The 19792-nt window shown below is 68.8% G+C and carries 18 protein-coding genes and 1 tRNA gene; 14 read left to right on the plus strand and 5 right to left on the minus strand.

The window, feature by feature from the left end; all coding sequences use genetic code 11:
• Nucleotides 1-10: 10 nt before the first annotated feature.
• The gene (locus IEY87_RS07500; protein ID WP_189137744.1) at nt 11-382 is read left to right on the plus strand and encodes a recombinase zinc ribbon domain-containing protein; all 372 of its coding nucleotides are present in this window, start codon (nt 11-13) and stop codon (nt 380-382) included.
• Nucleotides 383-471: 89 nt separating this feature from the next.
• On the opposite strand, the gene IEY87_RS07505 is transcribed toward IEY87_RS07500, so the two are convergent.
• Both IEY87_RS07505 and IEY87_RS07510 read right to left on the minus strand, forming a co-directional pair.
• Entirely contained in the window at nt 472-1152 is a 681-nt protein-coding gene (locus IEY87_RS07505) for a chorismate--pyruvate lyase family protein (protein WP_189137745.1), read from the minus strand.
• Complete coding sequence (locus tag IEY87_RS07510) at nt 1149-1688, minus strand: EF-hand domain-containing protein (protein WP_189137746.1); 540 nt, start codon at nt 1686-1688, stop codon at nt 1149-1151. The genes IEY87_RS07505 and IEY87_RS07510 overlap by 4 nt, the downstream gene beginning before the upstream one ends.
• Before the next feature lie 160 nt (nt 1689-1848).
• Between IEY87_RS07510 and IEY87_RS07515 the strand changes: the two genes are divergently transcribed.
• The 3 genes from IEY87_RS07515 to IEY87_RS07525 all read left to right on the plus strand — a co-directional run bounded on the left by IEY87_RS07515 (nt 1849) and on the right by IEY87_RS07525 (nt 3992).
• Nucleotides 1849-2664, plus strand: a complete 816-nt coding sequence (locus tag IEY87_RS07515) for a methyltransferase domain-containing protein (RefSeq protein WP_189137747.1) — start codon at nt 1849-1851, stop codon at nt 2662-2664.
• 114 nt (nt 2665-2778) lie between these two features.
• The gene (locus IEY87_RS07520; protein ID WP_189137748.1) at nt 2779-3405 is read left to right on the plus strand and encodes a ClpP family protease; all 627 of its coding nucleotides are present in this window, start codon (nt 2779-2781) and stop codon (nt 3403-3405) included.
• A complete protein-coding gene (locus IEY87_RS07525; RefSeq protein WP_189137749.1) occupies nt 3402-3992 on the plus strand; it encodes a ClpP family protease in 591 nt (196 codons plus the stop codon). The genes IEY87_RS07520 and IEY87_RS07525 overlap by 4 nt, the downstream gene beginning before the upstream one ends.
• Nucleotides 3993-4017: 25 nt before the next feature.
• On the opposite strand, the gene IEY87_RS07530 is transcribed toward IEY87_RS07525, so the two are convergent.
• On the minus strand, nt 4018-4380 hold the full coding sequence (locus IEY87_RS07530) for a helix-turn-helix domain-containing protein (RefSeq protein ID WP_091081204.1): 363 nt from the start codon (nt 4378-4380) through the stop codon (nt 4018-4020).
• A 537-nt stretch (nt 4381-4917) separates the two neighbouring features.
• A tRNA-Leu gene (locus IEY87_RS07535) sits at nt 4918-5003 on the minus strand.
• A 338-nt stretch (nt 5004-5341) separates the two neighbouring features.
• Here IEY87_RS07535 and IEY87_RS07540 point away from each other — a divergent pair.
• Together IEY87_RS07540 and IEY87_RS07545 are read left to right on the plus strand one after the other, a co-directional pair.
• The gene (locus IEY87_RS07540; RefSeq protein ID WP_225277108.1) at nt 5342-5926 is read left to right on the plus strand and encodes a hypothetical protein; all 585 of its coding nucleotides are present in this window, start codon (nt 5342-5344) and stop codon (nt 5924-5926) included.
• A 249-nt stretch (nt 5927-6175) separates the two neighbouring features.
• The gene (locus IEY87_RS07545) at nt 6176-8110 is read left to right on the plus strand and encodes a chaplin family protein (RefSeq protein ID WP_189137750.1); all 1935 of its coding nucleotides are present in this window, start codon (nt 6176-6178) and stop codon (nt 8108-8110) included.
• Between the two features lie 194 nt (nt 8111-8304).
• On the opposite strand, the gene IEY87_RS45555 is transcribed toward IEY87_RS07545, so the two are convergent.
• The gene (locus tag IEY87_RS45555; protein ID WP_263651807.1) at nt 8305-8472 is read right to left on the minus strand and encodes a DUF5703 family protein; all 168 of its coding nucleotides are present in this window, start codon (nt 8470-8472) and stop codon (nt 8305-8307) included.
• Nucleotides 8473-8691: 219 nt separating this feature from the next.
• Here IEY87_RS45555 and topA point away from each other — a divergent pair, with 219 nt between their 5' ends.
• The 8 genes from topA (at nt 8692) to IEY87_RS07585 (ending at nt 19535) form a co-directional block, all read left to right on the plus strand.
• Nucleotides 8692-11382: a type I DNA topoisomerase gene (topA, locus tag IEY87_RS07550; protein ID WP_189137751.1), complete on the plus strand. Its 2691-nt coding sequence runs from the start codon at nt 8692-8694 to the stop codon at nt 11380-11382.
• A gap of 56 nt (nt 11383-11438) precedes the next feature.
• Nucleotides 11439-12779 (plus strand): metallophosphoesterase, encoded by a 1341-nt coding sequence (locus tag IEY87_RS07555; RefSeq protein ID WP_189137752.1) that lies wholly within the window; start codon nt 11439-11441, stop codon nt 12777-12779.
• A 67-nt stretch (nt 12780-12846) separates the two neighbouring features.
• On the plus strand, nt 12847-13389 hold the full coding sequence (locus IEY87_RS07560) for a helix-turn-helix domain-containing protein (RefSeq protein WP_225277106.1): 543 nt from the start codon (nt 12847-12849) through the stop codon (nt 13387-13389).
• 148 nt (nt 13390-13537) lie between these two features.
• The gene (gene tmk / locus IEY87_RS07565; RefSeq protein WP_189137753.1) at nt 13538-15574 is read left to right on the plus strand and encodes a dTMP kinase; all 2037 of its coding nucleotides are present in this window, start codon (nt 13538-13540) and stop codon (nt 15572-15574) included.
• 9 nt (nt 15575-15583) lie between these two features.
• On the plus strand, nt 15584-16765 hold the full coding sequence (locus IEY87_RS07570; RefSeq protein WP_189137754.1) for a DNA polymerase III subunit delta': 1182 nt from the start codon (nt 15584-15586) through the stop codon (nt 16763-16765).
• Nucleotides 16766-17035: 270 nt separating this feature from the next.
• Nucleotides 17036-17527, plus strand: a complete 492-nt coding sequence (locus IEY87_RS07575) for a sigma-70 family RNA polymerase sigma factor (protein WP_189137755.1) — start codon at nt 17036-17038, stop codon at nt 17525-17527.
• A complete protein-coding gene (locus tag IEY87_RS07580; RefSeq protein ID WP_189137756.1) occupies nt 17524-18582 on the plus strand; it encodes a permease-like cell division protein FtsX in 1059 nt (352 codons plus the stop codon). The genes IEY87_RS07575 and IEY87_RS07580 overlap by 4 nt, the downstream gene beginning before the upstream one ends.
• A 116-nt stretch (nt 18583-18698) precedes the next feature.
• Nucleotides 18699-19535, plus strand: a complete 837-nt coding sequence (locus tag IEY87_RS07585) for a PSP1 domain-containing protein (RefSeq protein WP_189138168.1) — start codon at nt 18699-18701, stop codon at nt 19533-19535.
• The last annotated feature ends 257 nt before the right edge of the window (nt 19536-19792 follow it).

Raw genomic sequence — 19792 nt, forward strand, 5'->3', positions numbered from 1 at the left:
CTTCCGGGGCGTGCTGTTCTGCGGGTACTGCGAGCGTCGGACGCAGGGCAACTGGAACAACCGGCAGGCCTACTACCGGTGCCGTTTCCCTGCTCAGTACGCCATCGTCAATGATCTCGACCATCCCAAGGTCGTCTACTTGCGGGAGTCGGAGATTCTGGATGAGGTCGATGGCCGGCTGGGTACCGCGTTCGGCCCGGAGAGGTTGGAGCACACGATCGCGGCGATGGCCGAGCAGGCGATCGACCCGAAAGAGGCGGCCCTGATCGACCTGCGCAAACGACTGTCGAAGTGTGACCGCAAGCTCAGCCAATATCGCTCCGCGCTCGACGAACGGGTGGCCGGCGAACGTTTCCCGGTGATCGTTGATCGCGCTGTGTAGCACGCCGCCCGTCGCTGTTGATGTAGGCAAGGTCCCGGTACCTGTCGTACTTCGGCTCGCAGCTCAGAGCCGTGCTCGTGGGCGCGTGGTCAAGAGGCGAAGCGCGTTGCAGGGTGCGAAGCGGGGCCGTGATGCCCGCGCGGGACGACGGCTGGGTTGAAGGTTTCCCAGACGAGCATGAGGGGGATGGCGGCGGCGCGGATGAGGTAGGCCTTGGACGCGGTTTCGCGCTGGTTTGCGCTCCAGCGGGCCAGGCCGGTGCAGCGTAGGTGGCGGCTGTGATCGATGTCGTGGGCGATCAGGTTGAGTCCGAGTGGGTGGCCGGGGTCGGTGGCGATGCGTTGTATGAGGGGAGTGCTCGGTGGGGTGATCACCTCGTTGCGGGAGAGTGGTGTGTCGTGGTGATCGTGTAGCAGTGAGCGGCGAATGGTGACGGTGGCGTCGCTGGTGAGCTGCAGCAGGGCTCGCACGTCGGCGGGCATGCCAGCGGCGGGTTGGTCGGTCAGGCTCTGCAGGTGGACGCTGACCGGCCCGCCGGTGAGCGCTTCGAGCAGCAGGGTGGTCGAGCCGTCGCTGGCCAGCAGCATGCGGGTGATCGCGCTGGTGAAAGAGCTGGCCGGGACCGGCAGCAGGCCTGCGGGCCGGTAGGCCGGAGAACTGGTGTGCAGCCTGTGGGGCGGGGTCGCGTGGTCGGCGGGCGCGTCCTGCGGGCCGCCCGCGTCGCGAAGAGCGTGGGCGGGCGGCGGCGAGGCTGGTGGGCTGTGCGTCATGCCGGCTGGTTGGCCAGCAGTTGTCCTGGGGTGTTCGCCGAGTCGCTGACGTAGTAGTCCTTGATGGCCGCTGACCAGGCGTCGGTGGTGATACGGCCGCGCTGTCCTGCCAGCGCGGCGAAGAGCTGTCGCACCTGCGGCGGGGCGAAGCCGATGGCCGTCATGCAGGCGATGAACTCGCCCTGTTCGACCTGTCCGTCGTCGTCGGTGTCGGCCAGGGCGACCACGGCGCGGGCGTACGGCGAGCCGTACTGGTCGAAGTGGGCGGCGTCGTGGATGGCCGCCGCGTACTCCTGGAAGGTGACGGTTGCGTCGCCGTCACGGTCGCAGGCCGCGGCCAGGCCCTGCCAGAAGGTTCTGCATCCTTGCGTCAGGGCGTGGGCTTTGGCTGAGTCTCGGTCGGCGCTGAGGGAATCGAGAACGCGGTCGGCGAGCAGGGCGAAGTCGTCGCTCTGCAGGTGGCCGTTGCCGTTGGTGTCCAGCAGGGCGAAGCGGGTGCGAAGGCGGATCAAGCGATCGGTGGGGTCCGTCGGCATGTCGTGTCTCCTCGTTGGGCGGAAAGAGCGACGGAGGGTTGGCGACATTGCCTCAACCTCCATCACTCACTGAGTGTAATGTTAAAACTACTCTTGGCAATGATGAGGTAATGCCTTCTATCTGGGACACAGACCCAGACCGCAAGGGAGGAGCATCCAGGTGACCCGACCGGCTCCAGCGCCACACGATTCCCCCTATCTCCTCGGCGCCTCCAGCGCCGAACACCGGCGACTGCTGGCCCAGGGCACCCTCCTGCGCGAGGCCGCACAACACCTCCTCGGCCGCCTTCCGCTGCCCGCACCGGCCCGCGCCATCGATGTGGGCTGCGGCCCCTTGGGTATCTTGGACCTGCTCAGCGACACGGTCGGCCCGCACGGCACTGTCGTCGGCCTCGACAACAACGAGCAGATGATCATCTGGGCACGGCAGTCCATCGCCCAACTAGGCCTGGCCAACGTCACCACCACGCTGGGCACGCTTCACGGCGACAGCCAACCGGCCTTCGATCTGACCCACTGCCGGCTCCTGCTGATCAACAGCACCGACCCGGCGGCGATCGTGGCCTCGATGGCCGCAGCCACCCGCCCCGGCGGCTGGATCGCCGTACAGGAATACGACTGGGCCACCTGGCACTGCGACCCACCCCACCCTGCCTGGGACACGCTCAAAACCCTGCTCGCCCCGGTCTTCGGCGGGGACGTGCACATCGGCGCCCGGCTGGCGAGCCTGCTGCGCGATGCCGCAGGCTGCCAGGACGTCCGCACCGCGGCGCACGCCCACTACTGGCGTGCCGCCAACCCCTGCCAAAGGCTACTGCTGCACTTCGTCGACCTGTTCGACGAGCGGCTCCGCGCCTGCGGCATCGACCCGCACACCCTGGCCACCCTGAAGCGCGAACTCGGCGACCATCTCGTCCGCCCGGCCACCGTCGTGCGCGAGAGCCTGCTGGTACAGGCATGGGGCCGCAAGCCCTGACACGATCCGTTGGCCGCCGAGTCGTCCCAGCTCAGGAGATCGATCAGCTCACAGCAGATCTGCCCCAGGCAGATCGCGTCACCCCTGGTCTGAATCGCTGCACATGATGGACGCATGAGCGAAGAATCAAAACTTCCGCTGTTGAACGCGCAGGTAAGACGCGAGCTTTATGAGCAGCGTGTTCTCGTTCTCGACGGCCCTCTCGACGATGACAACGGGACGCTGCTGGCCACGCAATTGATGACACTCGCCACGCAGGACGCGTCGACCGACATCGCATTGTGGATCCACTCCCCGGGCGGCTCGGTTCCCTCGATGCTGGCGATTCGCGACGTCATTCGACTCATTCCCTGCGACGTATCGACCCTCGTGTTGGGCATCGCCTACAGCGCCGGGCAATTCCTGCTGTCCTCGGGAGCCCGCGGGAAGCGCCGCGCCCTGCCGCACTCACGCGTCCTGATGCACCAGGGCTCGGCGGGAATCGGCGGCACCGCGGTTGACATCGAACTGCAGGCCAACGACCTTCGGCATACGCGCGACACGGTGCTCGGCCTCATCGCCGAGGACACGGGACAACCCGTCGGGCGCATATTCGAGGATTCCCTGCACGATCGTTGGTACACGGCGCAAGAAGCACTCGACTACGGCTTCATCGATGCGATCGTGCAGAACTTCGGCGAAATCGCGCCCCACCATCGCCCGCGGCCCGGATTCGGCATCACCGAAGGAGTCGGCACGTGACCTCATATACGATCCCGAACGTAATCGCCCAGAATCCTCGCGGCGAGCGGATCATGGATGTCTACTCGCACCTGCTCACCGAGCGAATCGTTTATCTGGGCACCGCCATTGACGCGGGCGTCGCGAACGCGCTCATCGCGCAGCTGATCTTTCTGGAGTCGGACAACCCCGATGCCGAGATCCAGTTCTATATCAACTGCGAAGGCGGCGACCCGAGCGCGATGCTCGCGATCTACGACACGATGCGTCATATCCGCCCGCGGGTCTCGACCACCTGCGTCGGACAGGCCGTCGCCGTGGGCGCTGTCCTTCTCGCCGCAGGCGCCGAGGGAAAACGTGCCGCTCTCCCACACGCACGGGTGATCTTGCACCAACCGGCCGCTCAAGGGCGCGGAACGATCCCCGATCTCATCTTGCAGGCTGACGAGGTCGTACGTGTCCGGGCGGACATTGAGCGCATCCTGTCACGCCACACCGGCCAGACGATCGAGACCCTACGCGCCGACACCGATCACGATCGCGTGTTCACCGCGACCGCGGCCTTGAAGTACGGGCTCCTCGACCAGATCATCGAGGAGCACTCCTAACGCGTGGACACCCCGGCAAGCCGCGCTATGCGGCCAGTGCGTACGCCGTGGCCGCCGAGCAGGTAGCGCCTCTCGACACGCTGTGCTGAGCGGGGCGCAGGCTCTCGGCCACGGCAAGGGTCAGATCGACCAGGGTCACATCCAGCGCTCCGGCGACCGCAGCGATCATCTCGCTCGACGGCTCTTTGAGCCCTCGTTCTATCTCGGAGAGATATTGCGGTGAGACTCCGGCGCGACTCGCCGTCTCGCTCAACTTCTCGCCTCGCTCGTGACGAATGCCTCGCAGACACTCACCGAGCACCTGCCTCCACAGCCGCTCGCGAACCGGAGAGAACTCGGGGGCGGTCCGATCGATCGCCGGACGCAGCGGCGGGATGGAGGAGGCCATGCCTACACCATAGGGAGGCCTCACGTTCGAGTCCTGTCGGCTTCGCGTAGAGCAGAACCAGTCACTGGCCCCTCCGCCCGCCCTCAGGGCGCCTCCGCCCGCTCACGAGTGGGCGCTGCGGCGGCGACCACTCGGTGACACCGGTTACCCGGCCACGTGACCAGGGCGCACACCGCGCTCTGCAAGGTGAGGCGGGGTCCGGAAGCCGGGTTGCGGTCCTTCCAACGCCAGGCCGGCCACTCGTGTGAGGCGCGGGCATCCTGAACGCCATGTCCGTCGCCGGGCCGACCGCCCCTCCCGCACTCGCCGTACCGACCCCCAGGCCCAGCACCTCGGCGCATCAGGACCCGAGGTGCTCAGCCCGCCGCCGGCTCTTCACCGACGGCGTACTGAGGGCCATGGGCTTACCGTGTATGTCGGAGGGGGAGATGAACCCCCATACGCCTGGCTTGGGGCTATAGGTTCCCCGACTTGAACCCTCAGCGCCAAGACAAAGCAAAAGCACCAGGTCAGAGACCTGGTGCTTTTATTGACCGGTGTCCGAGGGGGGACTTGAACCCCCATGCCCCGTAAAGGGCACTAGCACCTCAAGCTAGCGCGTCTGCCTATTCCGCCACCCGGACGTGGTGCCTGCACGTGAGACCGTCATCTCGCGTCGGCTCCGTAAGGTTAGCAAACTCTGGGGGGTGCGTCATACCGAGAATCTGGCGGGGCGCTCCGGAGCCGGCCGGGAGGCGATTCGACCGTGAAAACTGTCCCCGTCGCGGGCGTGTCATGGGGTGGACGGGCAGGTCGGGGCGATAAGAGACGGTTTGTGATGGGGGGACTTGACCCGTCGCTGGATCTCCGGCGAAATCGCTTTGCGGCAACCATGAGTGCTGCTACGGTTACTTTCCGTTGAGGGGTGAGTCCACGGACCGGCCTCACGATGTGAGGTCGGTCCAGGAGCTCAGGAGGTCACGTGGCACGCACGTCGGTGCAGCAGGTGAGGGACATGTCCCTCGCTGCTCGGCGCGTGCCCGCGACGATCTCGGCGGACGGTTCGATCACCTGCCGGGCTGACCGGATGGCGCGGTTCGCGGCCGGCGCCCGTCGGGTCATCGTGCGAGCGGCAGCGGCCGGCATTCTGCTGGCCGCTGGTTGGTTGCTCGCCGTTGCGCTCGGGATGCTCTTCGCCGCTCCGGCGGCTGCGGACACCACCGCGGCGACAGGAGCAGGCACCCCCCAACTCGCCGCCGGCATTTCGCCGGTGAGCGGAATGGCCTCGGCGTCCGATGATGCCGGGGCGATGGCGGGGCTGACGGTCGACGGGCTCACGAGCCAGTCCGACCCCGGCCTTCCACCGCCTTCCACCGCCGACAACATTCTGGACACCGATGGTCTGGTGCCCACTGGCGGTGGCAATGGGCCCTTCGGGCCGCACATGGGCGATGTCGCGCGGTCTGATTTCGACCCGCGGCTCGAGGTTCGGCACGCCCCCAGGGCGTTCGAGCTACCCCCTGTCGTCCGCACAGCGGCGGACGACCCCTCTTTCTCCCCTGACTGATCCCCACCACAGGTCCCGGCTTTCGACTGCCGGCGGCGGAGCGTGGCTCGACTGCCCCTCCGCCAGTGGGTGACACGTCAATCACTGGTTCGCCAATCCCGAGGTCTCCGCTGTGCGCGGTGCGTCAACGACCTCGTACGACCTCGGCTGCCCGCGAACTGTCAGGTATTCCCCCAATCAGTAGGAGCATCCATCATGCGTACGTGGGCGAAGGCTTCGGCCCCTGCGGCTCTGCTCGCGGTTGCAGTCATGTCTTTCGGCGGCGGCACCGCGCTCGCCGACACCTCCGGTGACGGTTCCATCGGCGGCGGCAACCAAGTCAACCTCCCCATCTCCCTGCCGATCGACATCAGCGGCAACTCCGTCGCCGCCGTCGGCGAGTCCAGCGCCTCCTCCCGTGGTGGTGCGTCGGTGGTCGACACCAGCCAGGGCCGCGGCATCCCCAACGAGACCTCCGGCAACCACAGCGTGCTCGGCGGCAACCAGATCAACGCGCCGATCAGCGCCCCGATCAACGCCTGCGGCAATGCGGTCTCGCTGGTCGGCAGCTCCGACGCCGGGTGCACGGGCGGCGCCACCGTGCGCAAGTCCGGCAAGGGCGGCTCGGGCGGCAACCGTACCTCTGGTGATCACAGCGTGCTCGGTGGCAACCAGATCACCGCGCCGATCAACGCGCCGATCAACGCCTGCGGCAACGCGGTGGCGATCTTCGGCGATGCGACGGCGGGCTGCAAGGGGGGCGCCTCGGTCCGTGACACCGGGCCTGGCGCGGGCGGCAACCGTACCTCCGGCAGGAGCTCGGTGCTCGGCGGCAACCAGGTGATCGCGCCGATCAGCGCGCCGATCAACATCTGCGGCAACTCGGTGGCGGCCTTCGGGCAGGCGTTCTCCGGGTGCAAGGGCGGTTCGAGCGTCACCACCGGCGGGCACGGCCACCACGGCTACAAGAGCGCGCGGCACCACCAGGGCTCGACCGGTAACGACACTGACGGCCGTTTCGGCGCGGGCAGTGGCAACCAGGTCATCGCCCCGATCAGCCTGCCCATCACCGCCTGCGGCAACGCGGTGGGCAACGCGCAGGCCGGGTGCGCGGGCGGCGCCTCGGTGCACAACTCCAAGCACGGCTCCGGCGCGGGCGGCAACAGGACCTCGGGCCGTTCGGGTGTGCTGGCCGGCAACCAGGTGGTGGCTCCGATCACCGCTCCGGTCAACGTCTGTGGCAACGCCGTCGCGGTCTTCGGCGAGGCGTTCGCCGGGTGCAAGGGCGGCGCCTCGGTGAAGAACGGCGGCAAGGGGGCCGGTGGCAACACCACCTCGGGTCGTTCGGGTGTGCTGGCCGGCAACCAGGTGGTGGCTCCGATCACCGCGCCGATCAACGCCTGCGGCAACGCCGTCGCGGCGCTCGGCCTCGCCCAGGCCCACTGCAAGGGCGGCGCCGCCGTCTCTCCCCAGCACGGCGTGGGCGGGGGCGGCAACCGGACCTCCGGCAGGAACTCGGTGCTCGGCGGCAACCAGGTGATCGCGCCGATCACCGCTCCGATCAACGTCTGCGGCAACGCGGTGGCCGTCCTGGGTGACGCCGCCGCCGGCTGCCTCGGTGGAGCGCACGTCGGCCGGCCCCCGCACGACGGCGGCCAGTACCCCTACGTGTGGCGCGTGAGCAAGACCTCACACGCCGGGACGAGCGGCACGCTGCCCGCACTGCCCGCGCTTCCGGCGATGAGCGGCGTGCAGGAGGCCGGCAGCATGGCTCAGCAGATGAGCGGCTCCGGTCTGCCGTCGCTGCCGGTCGTCGGCGACGTGGCCGGCCAGGCCGGTCTGCCGAAGCTGCCCGGGCTGCCCGGCCTGCCCGGCGAGGCGAAGACCCCGCCGAGGGCCAAGAAGCCGTCCGGCGCCGCCGCCTTCAGCCCGTCCTCCGCCAAGCCGGCCGGCGGTGCCTCCGGCCCGGCATCCGCGCTCGCTCCGGCCACTTCGCTGGTCGGCTCCACCCCGGTCGGCGGTGCGGTGAGCTCCGCGACGGGCGGCCTGCCCACCAGCGGCCTGGGCCTGATGAGCGCCGCTCAGCCCATGGGTGTCACCGGGATGAACGTCGGCGCGCTGTTCGCGCTCGTCCTGGGCGGCATGCTGGCCGCCTCCGCGACGCTGTTCGCCACCACCCGCCGCTTCCGCCTCGGCCGGAAGTAGCCGCACACGGCCACTGCCCGCCGCCAGCGGGCAGTGAGCGATAGACGCTTTGCCCGTTCCGGGGGCGCGGCCCGGAGCGGGCAAAGCCATGTCCGGATGCCAGCCGGTGCGGGCGAAGCCATGTCCGGATGCCAGCCGGTGCGGGCGAAGCCATGTCCGGATGTCAACCGGTGCGGGTAAGCCGTGTCCGGATGTCAAAGGGTGCTGCGGACCCGCATGATCCGTCGGCGGAGTCGTACGCGACGGCTCCCGTCGGGATACAGGCGGACCCGCGAGAGCTCCCACTGGCCGTACTCCGCGTGTTCGGTCAGCAGCTGACGTGCTGCTTCGCGTGATAGGTCGCGCGGGATGAAGATATCCATGTAGGAGTAGTCGGGCACAACGATTAGTCTCCAGAGTTGAGTCAGGGCGCCATGCAGCTCGATGGGCTTATTCTGCGTGCTGGTGGGTGGACCTGGAAGTCAGTGGGTAGCCCCGGGGGAAGGAATTTTTCGCGAGTCGGGTTACCTTTCAGGTCTGTGCCGGCTCCCGGCAGGGGGATTTTGCTAGCGAACAGCGAGGTAGGAAGCAGCGTGCCAGCCATGAACGGCAGCGCCGGCGGAACACGCCTGGTGATCGTCGAGTCGCCGGCCAAGGCGAAGACGATCGAGGGGTACCTCGGCGCCGGCTACATCGTCGAGTCCAGCATCGGCCATATCCGTGACCTTCCGGAGAAAGCCGACGACATCCCCGAGCGATACAAGGGGGAGCCGTGGGCGCGACTGGGCGTGAACGTCGAGCATGAATTCGAGCCGCTGTACGTGGTCAACCCCGACAAGCGGTCGCAGGTCGCCAAGCTGAAGCAGCTGCTCAAGGACGCCGACGAGGTCTATCTCGCCACTGACGAGGACCGCGAGGGCGAGGCCATCGCCTGGCATCTGCGTGAGGTGCTCAAGCCCAAGGTGCCGGTGCACCGCATGGTCTTCCACGAGATCACCCAGCAGGCCATCCGTGACGCGGTCGCCAACCCCCGCACGCTCAACCTGCGCCTGGTCGACGCCCAGGAGACCCGGCGCATCCTGGACCGGCTCTACGGCTACGAAGTCAGCCCGGTCCTGTGGAAGAAGGTCAAGCCGCGCCTGTCGGCCGGTCGCGTCCAGTCGGTCGCGACCAGGCTGGTGGTGGAGCGCGAGCGGGAGCGGATGGCGTTCACCTCCGCCCACTACTGGGACCTGCAGGCGCTGTTCGACACCGGCAGGACCGAGGAGCGCCCGCGGGACTTCACCGCGAACCTCACCGGGGTCGACGGCCGCCGCGTCGCGCAGGGCCGCGACTTCGCCAGCACCGGGCAGCTGAAGAACGCCGACGTGCTCCACCTGTCGGAGGCCGCCGCGGGCGAGCTGGCCGGCCGGCTCCAGGACTCGTCGTTCGCCGTCAAATCCGTCGAACGCAAGCCGTACACCCGCAAGCCGTACGCGCCGTTCCGGACGACGACGTTGCAGCAGGAGGCCAGCCGCAAGCTGGGGTTCTCCGCCAAATACACGATGCAGGTGGCGCAGCGCCTCTATGAGGAAGGCTTCATCACCTACATGCGCACCGACAGCATCACGCTGTCGGAGACCGCCATCGCGGCCGCGCGCTCTCAGGCGCTCAAGCTGTACGGCGCGGCGTACGTACCGGATAAGCCGCGCGTTTACACCAGCAAGGTGAAGAGTGCGCAGGAGGCGCACGAGGCGATCAGGCCGTCCGGGGAGGAGTTCCGCACGCCGGGCGAGACGCGGCTGAGCGGTGACCGGTTCCGGCTGTACGAGCTGATCTGGCAGCGCACCGTGTCGTCCCAGATGAAGGATGCCGTGGGCGAGTCCGTCACGGTCAAGGCGGGCGGCAGGTCGTCGGCCGGCGAGGACGTGGAGTTCAGCGCCTCGGGCCGGACGATCACCTTCCACGGCTTCCTGAAGGCGTACGTCGAGGGGGCCGACGATCCGTCGACCGACCGCGACGACTCCGAGAAGCGGCTGCCCAACCTGGCCGAGGGCGACCCGCTGACCGTGTCGCGGCTGGACGCGGCCGGCCACTCGACCAAGCCGCCGGCCCGCTACACCGAGGCGTCGCTGGTCAAGGAGCTGGAGGATCGCGAGATCGGCCGCCCGTCGACGTACGCGTCGATCATCGGCACGATCCTGGACCGCGGCTACGTGTTCAAGAAGGGGACGGCGCTGGTGCCGTCGTTCCTCGCCTTCGCCGTGGTCAATCTGCTGGAGCAGCATTTCGGCAACCTGGTCGACTACGACTTCACCGCCGAGATGGAGAAGGTGCTCGACGACATCGCCAACGACCGGGCCGAGCGGGTGCCGGAGTTGCAGCGCTTCTATTACGGCGCCGACGGCGACGAGGGCCTCAAGGAGATGGTCAGCGACCTCGGTGACATCGACGCCAAGGAGATCAGCTCCTTCGCGATCAGAGGCAGCGACATCGTCATCCGGGTCGGCCGCTACGGCCCCTACCTGGACCGGGACGGCACCCGGGTGAACGTGGCCGAGGACACCACGCCCGACGAGCTGACCGCGGAGAAGGCCGAGGAGCTGTTCTCGCGGCAGACGGGCGATCGTGAGCTGGGGCACGACCCGGAGACCGGGCACATGATCGTCGCCAAGGACGGGCGGTTCGGGCCGTACGTGACGGAGATCCTGCCGGAGGAGGCGCCGCCCGCCGAGGGGGCGCCGAAGAAGCGGACGAAGAAGGCCGAAGCCGTCAAGCCGCGGACGAGTTCGCTGTTCAAGACGATGTCGCTGGAGACCATCACGCTTGAGGACGCGCTGCGGCTGCTGTCCATCCCGCGCCCTGTCGGGGAGCTGGAGGGCGAGCCGGTGGTGGCGCACAACGGCAAGTTCGGCCCGTACCTGAAGAAGGGCACCGACTCGCGCTCGCTGGCTTCCGAGGAAGACCTGTTCACGGTCACGATCGAGCAGGCCAAGGAGCTGTTCGCGCAGCCGAAGCAGCGGGGCAGGGGCCGGGCCGCGGCCGCGCCGCCGCTGCGTGAACTGGGCGACGACCCCAACTCCAAGAAGCCCGTCGTGGTCAAGGAGGGGCGGTTCGGGCCGTACGTCACCGATGGTGAGACCAACGCCTCGCTGCGCAAGGGCGACACGGTGGAGGAGATCACCATCGAGCGGGCGGCGGAGTTGCTGGCCGAGCGGCGTGAGCGGGCACCGGCGCCCAAGAAGGCCACCACCAGGAAGGCTCCGGCGAAGAAGGCGCCCGCTGCCAGGAAGAAGCCCGCCGCCAAGTCCTGAGAGGGCTCTCAGGACGGCGGGCGCGGCCCTTCGGGGCTTGCTCGTAGCATGATGGCGTGGCCTTCCTCCTCGTGGTCGTGAGTGTGGTCGTTGCGATCCACCTCTATCTGTGGCACCGGCTGGTCCGCGCCACCACGCGGCCGGGGAGGGTGCGCACCGGGCTGACGTTGACGGTGGCCGGGCTGTTCCTGCTGGTGCTGGGCACCTTCGGCGGCATGCGCCTGGAGTCGCTGTCCTGGCTGTCATGGCCTGGCTACGCGTGGGTGGGGATCATGTTCTACCTGCTCGTGTTCCTCCTGGTGCTGGAGGTGCCGCGGGCGGTGGCCGGGCTGATCATGCGGCGGCGGGCCGAGGTGAAGGAGCCGGCCTCGGTTGTGGTCGCGAGCGCGCCGGAGGTGAGCGAGCCGGTTTCGGTTGTGGTCGCGTCCGTGCCGGAGGTTGACGGGTCGGCCGCGTCCGTGCCGGCACGGACGCCAGACGTGCCGGTCGACGCCTCTCCGTCGGGCGGTGTGTCTCCGTCGGTCGGCGCGCCTTCGCCTGTCGGCGCGCCTTCGCAGGGCGGTGACATGAGCAGGCGGCTGTTTCTCGGTCGTGTCACGGCCGCCGTCGCGGGGGCGAGCGCGCTTGGCACGGTCGGTTACGGCGTCACGGTGGCGCTGGGTGACCCGGTGATCGAGCCGGTCAAGGTCACGCTGCCAGGGATGGACTCCCGGCTCGGCGGGCTGCGGTTCGCCGTCGTCAGCGACATCCACCTGGGGCCGCTCACGGGCAGGGCGCACACCGAGCGGATCGTCCGGATGATCAACGGGCTCGAGGCGGACGTGGTGGCGATCGTGGGGGACCTGGTCGACGGCTCGGTCGAGAGGCTCGGCGCGCTGGCCAGGCCGTTGCGGGGGCTGGAGTCGCGCTACGGCTCCTACTTCGTGACGGGCAACCACGAGTACTACACGGTCAACGGTCCCGGGGAGTGGATCGAGGAGCTGGGCGAGCTCGGGGTGCGGTCACTGCGCAACGAGCGGGTGGAGATCCGGCACCAGGGGGCCGTGCTCGACCTGGCCGGGGTCAACGATCTCAACGGCGCCGCCACGGGCGACGGGCCCGACTTCGCCGCCGCGCTGGGCGGGCGGGCCGAGCGCCGGACGACGGTCCTGCTCGCGCACCAGCCCGTGCAGGCGGTGCAGGCCGCTCGTCACGGCGTGGACCTGCAGCTCTCCGGGCACACGCACGGTGGTCAGATGGTGCCGTTCAATCTGGTGATCCCGGTGCAGCAGCCGGTGGTGTCCGGGCTGGGCACGGTCGACGGGGTGCAGGTGTACGTCACGCGGGGGGCCGGGTTCTGGGGGCCGCCGATCCGGGTGGGAGCGCCGCCGGAGATCACTATGCTCGAACTCCGCTGACTTTCCGCACTCTGCCGTGCACGGAGCGTCTCCAATGCCGTAGTATCTCAAGGGATACACGGAGGTGATGATGGTCTCTTCCCCGGCCAGTGGGGTGCCCGACGTCAGGTTCTGGGCGGAGCAGGGCGGGATGCTGCTCAAGCAGGCCCGGCATGCGGCACGGATGCGGCAGAAGGAGCTCGCGGGGGTGAGCGGCACCTCGCGCACCACACTGTCGGCCTATGAGCACGGCCGTAAGTCGCCCACGCTGGAGACCGCCGGGCGCATTCTGGACGCGGCCGGCTTCCGGCTGGTGCTGGAGCCCAGGGCGGGGTTCTCCTCCCGGGTCGCCGACGACGGCCGGCCGTTCTCCGTGCCCGGCCACCTGCCGCGCCTGACGGTGGCCGAGGCGCTGGGCAAGCTGCGGCTGGGCGGGCGGATCTACGATCTGGCCGATCGCGGGCAGCGCCGCGAGGCCTACTCCGCCCTGCTGCGTGAGGGCGGGCCGAGGGAGTTGCTCGACCATGTGGACGGGGTGCTGCTCGTGGAGCTCTGGGAGGAGCTCGATCTGCCCGCCGCCGTCCGGACGGCCTGGGCGCCCATGATCGAGCAAGCGCGTAGAGGGGGCTGACGGACGATGGTCATTCCGGGGGCCCATTCACGCTGTGCTACCTGCGCGCGGGGCCATGTACGTACTACCCTCAGCGACGAGCCGCCGGGTATATCCGACTCGTCGCTCGCCATCCCACTCCCAGCGAACACCTGGATACGCTGACATCATGACCGCCCTTGGCCGACAAACCCACGTGCTGGCTATCGCACCGTTCCGCCGGCTCTGGACGGCCATGTCCGTGTGCAGCCTGGGTGACTGGCTCAACATCCTGGCCCTGACCGCACTGGCCGGAAACCTCACCGAGGGTGACTACCGCATCCAGTCACTGGCCATCGGCGGTGTGTTCATCGCCAAGATGCTGCCCGCCGTCCTGCTGGGGCCGCTCGCGGGCGCGTTCGCCGACCGGTTCGACCGGCGGCTGACGATGTTCAGTGCCGACCTGGCCCGTTTCGCCGTGGTGCTGTCGATCCCGCTGGTCAACAGCTACCAATGGGTCATCATCGCGACGCTGCTCGTCGAATGCGTCAACCTCTTCTGGGTGCCGGCCAAGGACGCCACCGTCCCCAACCTGGTGCCCAAGGAGCAGCTCGAGTCGGCCAACCAGCTCAACTTGATGGTCACGTACGGCACCGCACCGATCGCCGCGGTGCTGTTCGCGGCCCTGTCGCTGGTCGGCGACGTCACCCGCAACGTGGTGCCCTTCCTGGCCTGGATGGATCCGACCGCGCTGGCGCTCATCGTCAACGCCTGCGCCTATCTCGTCTCGGCCTTCCTCATCTTCACGCTGCGCGACATCCCCAAGCGGGACGGGGCGATCTCCACGCCGTCCGTGTTCAAGCAGATCGTCGAGGGCTGGCGGTTCGTCGGCAGCAACCGGCTGGTGCGCGGCCTCATCATCGGGATGCTCGGCGCGTTCGCCGCGGGCGGAGCGGTGGTCGGCGTCGCCAAGATCTACGTGGTGGCGCTCGGCGGTGGTGACGCCGCCTACGGCATCGTGTTCGGCGCGGTCTTCGTCGGCATGGCGCTGGGCATGTTCTTCGGGCTCCGGCTGCTGCGCGAGCTGTCGCGGCGGCGGCTGTTCGGCCTGGCGATCATCCTGGCGGGGCTCGTGCTGGCGGCCATCGCGCTGGTCCACAACCTCGTGATCGTGGTCATGCTGACCGTGGTGCTCGGGGCGTGCGCCGGCATCGCCTGGATCATCGGCTACACCCTCATCGGGCTCGAGGTCGAGGACTCGATGCGCGGGCGCACGTTCTCCTTCCTGCAGTCCACCGCCCGGGTGACGCTGCTGCTGGTCGTGGCCGCGGCCAACCCGCTCGCCGCCCTGTTCGGCGAGCACCTGCTCCAACTCGGCGACCTGACCTACCAGTTCAACGGCACCAACCTGGTGTTGCTGGCCGGCGGCGTGCTCGCCACCGTCGTCGGCATCCTCGGCCTGCGCCATATGGACGACCGGAAGGGCGTCTCGCTCTCCGAGGACATCATCGCGGCCCTGCGCGGCAAGCGCTTCGAGACCGGCGCGGCCGAGCAACTGCCCGGCCTGTTCGTGGCGTTCGAAGGCGGTGAGGGATCCGGGAAGACGACCCAGTCCAGGCTGATCGCCATCTGGCTGCGAGACCAGGGCTTCGACGTCGTGCAGACCCGCGAGCCCGGCGCCACCAAGATCGGCATGCGGCTGCGCGCCATCCTGCTCGACGCGGCCGAGCGCGGGTTGTCGGCCAGGGCCGAGGCGTTGCTCTACGCCGCCGACCGTGCGGAGCATGTGGAGAAGGTCATCCGCCCCGCCCTCTACCGAGGCGCCCTGGTCGTCTGCGACCGCTATATCGACTCGTCGCTGGCCTACCAGGGGGCAGGGCGGTCCCTCGACCCCGAGGACGTGTCCAAGGTCAACGCCTGGGCGACGGGCGGGCTGGTGCCGCACCTGACCGTGCTGATCGACACGCCGCCCGAGCTGGGGCTGAGCAGGCTGGGCGGAGCGGTGGACCGGATCGAGGCGGAGCCGCTGGAGTTCCACGAGCGGGTGCGCAAGGAGTTCCGCGCGCTGGCCGCCGCCGCCCCCGAGCGTTACCTGGTGGTGGACGGCACGCTGCCGACCGGGGAGATCACCCGCGAGATCCAGGATCGGATCCGCGAGATCCTGCCGGACCCGGTGCCGGAGGAGTCCGAGGACGCTACGGGCACGATGCCCGCCATCCGCGACTAGCCTGATGCCGTGGGTGTCTTCGATGACCTAGTAGGCCAGGACCAGGCGACGACCGTACTGTCGCGGGCGGCGGCCGCCGCGGGTGAGACGGTGCGGGGCGGGCGCGGGGCCGGGATGACGCACGCCTGGCTGTTCACCGGGCCGCCCGGCTCCGGCCGCGAGGAGGCCGCGCGGGCCTTCGCGGCGGCCCTGCTCTGCCCTGACGCCGGTTGCGGCCACTGCGACCAGTGCCACCAGGTGCTGATCGGCTCCCACCCCGACCTGGAGACCGTACGCCCAGCGGGTCTGTCCTACAGCGTCAAGCAGACCCGCGAGCTCATCCTCAGAGCGGCGGGCGCGCCCACCCAGGGGCGCTGGCGCGTCATCCTGTTCGAAGCCGCCGACCGGGCCACCGAGTCCGCCGCGAACGCCCTGCTCAAGGCCATCGAAGAGCCCCCGCCGCGCACGGTGTGGCTGCTCTGCGCCCCCGCCCCCGACGACCTGATGATCACCATCAGGTCGCGCTGCCGGCAGGTCACCCTGGTCACGCCCGGCACCGAGGCGGTCGCGCACCTCCTCGCCACCCGCGAGAGCGTGCCGTGGGAGACAGCCCGCTTCGCCGCCCGCGCGGCCCAGGGGCACATCAGCCGGGCCAGAGCCCTGGCGTTGGACGAGGCGACACGGCATCGACGCGAGGCCGTGCTGTCCATCCCACGCTCGCTGACCGGCGTCGGCGAATGCGTCAGCGCCGCCGAGCGGCTGGTCAAAACGGCCGAGGAGGAGGCCGCTGCCTCCACGGGCGCGCTCAACGCGACGGAGACGACCGACCTGCGCAGGCTGTACGGCGAGGGCTCCACGGGCAAGGGGCTCAATCGCGGGCTGGTACGCGGCGGCGCCGGGGCGCTGAAGGAGCTGGAGGACCGGCAGAAGTCCCGGGCCACCAGGATCAAGCGCGACTCGCTGGACGCGGCGCTGCTGGAGCTGATCTCGTTCTACCGTGACGTGCTGGCGATGCAGTTCGGCGCGGGGGTAGAGCTGGCCAACGACGACATCCGCTACGAGCTCGACCAGCTGGCCAAGGTGTCCACCCCGGAGGAGACGCTGCGGCGCATCGACGCGATCATGCGGTGCCGCGAGCGCCTCGACCTCAACGTGAACCCGCAGATCGCCGTCGAATCCATGATGCTGTCGCTGCGGGTGAAGCACGTGTAGGAACCTGTTGATTCGGCTCCTCCCTGATCGACGCGTTGACTCCGGCGCTACGGCGGGATCGACACGACGCACCTGAAGCTCGTCGACGTCATGCGGCTCTCCTCCGGCATTCTCGGGCTCACCTACTGCCCCAAGTAGACGACCTGCCCGAAGTAGACGATCTTCCGGTACGGCCGCCGCGAAGATAGTGCGGTGACTGAAGCAGCAGATGGGGCCGTGAGGCGTCTCTGTGATGTGGAAGTCGAACTGCTTTCCCGAGGGAAGGCTCTGATGCGCGAGCAGGTGGACGTTTCGGTGATCTTCGCCGAGCATCATGTCGGGCTCGTGCGGCTGGCACTGATCATGGTCGGGGATCAGGCGACGGCCGAGGACGTCGTGCAGGAGGCGTTCGCCCGCACGCACGCGGGGCGGGGCCGGCTGCGGGATCCTGGCAGAGCACTGGTCTACGTGCGCTCCGCCGTGCTCAACGGGTGCCGGTCGGTGCTGCGTCGGCGGGCCACGGTGTTCCGGCGGGCGGTGCCGTACGAACCGCCCGTCTGGTCGGCGGAGAGCGCCGCGATGGTGACGGAGGAGCGCCGCGAGCTGCTTCTGGCGCTGCGGGAGTTGCCGCGCAGGCAGCGTGAGGCGCTGACGCTGCGCTACTACCTCGGTCTCGCAGACCAGGAGATCGCCGAGACCATGCGGATCAGTGCGAGCACGGTCAGGTCCACGATCGCGCGAGGGCTGACCGCCCTCCGCCGGGCACTTGGGGAGGATTCATGAACAGTCCGATGGAAGATCGGCTGCGCGAGGCACTGACTGAGGCCGGCGCGACGATCGACACCAGCACTCTCCGGCCGCTGCACGGGGCCCAGCAGCGGTCACGGTTCCGGGTGGATCTCCGGCTGGTGGCCGTGGCGGCTGTCGTCGTGCTCGTCGGGGTGGCGGGCGCGGTGGGAATGGGCGGTCGGGGTGATGTGGACCGTGCCGTGGCGGTGAGTCCGGACCATCGGCAGGGCAAGGGGGAGATGATCGTCTTCCTGTGTTCCAAGACGTTGCCGAAGGAGGAGGCATGCCAAGGTCGTGACGTCACCGCCGAAGAGACGAAAGCGGTCGGCGCCTTGGTGCGGCAGTTGCCGGAGGTCGAATCGGTGGCCTTTATCGACCAGGCCGGCGCTTACGAGAAGTTTCGGCGGGAATTCGTCCGCAACAAGGCGCTGCTGGACGGTTTCAGAGCCGTCGACCTGCCGGCATCGTTCAGGTTGACGATCAGGGACGGGGCCGATCGAGATCGGGTGCCGCGGGCGCTGCGGGGGGTGGCGGGGATCCAGAATGTCATGGACCTGTCTTCTGACATGGTCGCCGACAATGCGGACGCCAGACCCGTGGTCAAAGCCTTCCTGTGTGGCAAGGAGGCGCACCAGACCCCGTGTGGCGCCGAGCAGGTTGTGGATGGGAAAGGCAATTTCAAGGGGGTCAAGAAAGCCGGAAAAGCGGCGACGAACGCGGAGAAGGCCGCCGTACAAGACCTGATCGATTCGCTACCCGACGTCGAGTCGTCCACGTTCGTGGACCAGGGGGCGGCGTACGAAAACTTCCAGAAGTCGTTCCCCGACAACAAGGCGCTCCTCGATTCGGCCAAGGTGACGGACATGCCCGAATCGTTCATATTGACGATGAAGCCAGAGGTCGACCGGAGCAAGACGATCAGCAGGTTGAAGCGACAGCCGGGCATCGCGGCGGTCGTCAACGGGGCGTGCACGGCCGACAAGGGGCTGCTGATGGCTAATTTCGGGCTCTTTCTTCCTGGGAGCAAGGTGTGCCCGGACGGCGAATGATCCTGCCGATATCCGGCGCTCACACCCTCACCCTCAGCGTCCTGGCACACGTAATGTGGCAACGAAGGCCGTAAGAACCCCCGAGGCCGTCAGGAGGCGAGCGCGAGTCCATGGGCATGATCATGGCCGTGAGCTTCACACGCTACGGACGCCTCTACTACCTCGATCCGGGCGGGCACAGCCCCAGCGTGGGCGACAAGGTGCTGGTCCCGACCGACTCAGGACCCGAGGTGGCAGAGTGCGTGTGGGCGCCGCAATATACGAGCGAGGACATCGACGGGCTGCCGGTGTGCGCGGGCGTCGCGGGCGAGGAGCACCTGTCCCGCGACGAGACCAACAAGCGCCGCAGAGCCGAGGCGCGCAGCGTGTCCAAACGACTGATCAAACGGCACACGCTGCCGATGAAGGTGGTGGGCGTCGACTATCTCGACCAGGACAACGTCTACACGGTCTACTTCTCGGCCCCGAACCGGGTCGACTTCCGTGCCCTGGTCCGTGACCTGGCCCGTAACCTGCGGGCCAGGGTGGAGCTGAGACAGATCGGCCCGCGCGACGAGGCCCGCCTGCAAGGCGGCATCGGCCCGTGCGGCCGTGACCTGTGCTGCGCCACGTTCCTCAAGGACTTCGAGCCCGTCTCGGTCCGGATGGCTAAGGACCAGGACCTGCCGGTCAACCCGCTGCGCATCGCGGGCGCGTGCGGCCGGCTGATGTGCTGCCTGAAGTACGAGCATCCCCTCTATCAGGAGTTCCGCGCCACGGCTCCCCGCGTGGGCGTCAGCGTGGACACCCCGCAGGGGCAGGGCACGGTGGTGGGGCACAACGTCCCCTCCGACTCGGTCGTCGTCCGCCTTAACGACGGCGGCCGCCGCTGCTCCTGCTCCAAGGCCAGCGTCTGCGGCCCCCGCAAGGCCCACGACGCCGCCTACGGCAACGAGCCCGCGGAGCAGCCGTAGATGGAAAGCGTCCGGGCCAGGCTCTCGAGTCCTGGCCCGGACACGCAACGCCCACGGTCACACCATGCGCGCCACTGACCTTCTCCAAGGACTGAGCCGGGAGCTCCTTCCGCGCCCGCTTGGACGCCGACCTGCTGGAACCGCCTTCCGGACAGTCACCCAGCGGTCATTTGGAGTGCGGGCGAGGCCGGGAGCGGGTCGGTGCCGGCGGGGCCGTTGACGCCCTGAGCTGGGCCTACCGGACGGAGGAAAACATC

It is taken from the genome of Nonomuraea glycinis (genome assembly GCF_014646515.1).
Lineage (GTDB): Bacteria > Actinomycetota > Actinomycetes > Streptosporangiales > Streptosporangiaceae > Nonomuraea > Nonomuraea glycinis.